Below are 1,205 nucleotides of genomic sequence, written 5' to 3' on the forward strand. Positions count from 1 at the left end.
GGTGGACTTCCGTAAGGGTGCTGAGGGATTGGCCGCGCTGGTGCGCGAGACGATGAGCGCCGATCCGTTCAGCGGCGCGGTCTATGTCTTCCGCGCCAAGCGCACCGACCGGATCAAGCTGATCTTCTGGGACGGCACCGGCGTCTGCCTTTATGCCAAGCGTCTGGAGGATGGCGAGTTCCGCTGGCCGAAAGTGCATGACGGCGTGATGAGGTTGACGGCTGCACAGCTCTCGGCGCTGCTCGAAGGGCTCGATTGGCGGCGCGTCCACGAGGCGCGCCGGACCCGCATTCCAGCCCAGGCGGGCTGACCCGCGACGAAGTGAATCAGCATCGATTCCGCTGTCGCGAGCCGTTGGCGAATATGGTCTGATCGGCTCATGGCGATGACGGCTGACCAGCTTCCCGATGATCCGGATGCGCTGAAGGCGATGGTCCTGGCGCGCGACGTCGAGAATGCCCGGCTGATCCAGATCATCAAGGAATTGCAGCGCCATCGCTTCGGCCGTCGCGCCGAGACGCTCCCCGAGGATCAGCTGCTGCTGGGGCTCGAAGAGGCAGAGCAGATCGAGGCGGCCGGCGAGGAAGAGAACGAGCAGGCTGCTGCCACGGAACGTCTGGCAAGGACTACCAAGCGTCGGGCCAACCGTGGCTCGCTGCCGGCACACCTTCCTCGCGTGGAGAAGGTCGTCGACATCGAGGACCATGCCTGCCCGTGCTGCCGCAGTGGCCTGCATCGGATCGGCGAAGACGTGAGCGAGCGGCTCGATATCGTGCCGGCGCAGCTGCGTGTGATCGTGGTGCGTCGGCCCAAATATGCCTGTCGCGCTTGTGAGGACGTTGTCGTTCAGGCTCCGGCGCCCGCCCGGCTGATCGAAGGCGGGCTGCCGACCGAGGCGACGGTCGCCCAGGTGCTGGTCTCCAAATATGCCGATCATCTGCCGCTCTATCGTCAGGCGCAGATCTACGCCCGGCAGGGCATCAATCTCGATCGCTCGACACTCGCCGACTGGGTCGGCCGTGCCGCCTGGCATCTGCGTCCGGTGCACGAGCGGCTGCTTGGAAAGCTGAGGTCCTCACCAAAACTCTTCGCCGATGAGACGACAGCGCCGGTGCTCGACCCCGGCCGCGGCAAGACGAAGACGGGGCAACTCTGGGCCTATGCCCGCGATGACCGACCGTGGGAGGGGAGCGACCCGCCAGGCG

2 protein-coding genes are annotated in these 1,205 nt (G+C 66.1%); both read left to right on the forward strand.

What is annotated here, in order from left to right; genetic code table 11:
- The first annotated feature begins 1 nt into the window (after window position 1).
- A complete protein-coding gene (gene tnpB, locus FJ958_RS31420; RefSeq protein WP_140750011.1) occupies window positions 2-310 on the forward strand; it encodes an IS66 family insertion sequence element accessory protein TnpB in 309 nt (102 codons plus the stop codon).
- A gap of 69 nt (window positions 311-379) precedes the next feature.
- A partial coding sequence (locus tag FJ958_RS31425; protein WP_140750014.1) for an IS66 family transposase occupies window positions 380-1,205 on the forward strand: 826 nt, incomplete at its 3' end.

Source organism: Mesorhizobium sp. B2-3-5 (genome assembly GCF_006442395.1).
Taxonomy (GTDB): domain Bacteria; phylum Pseudomonadota; class Alphaproteobacteria; order Rhizobiales; family Rhizobiaceae; genus Mesorhizobium.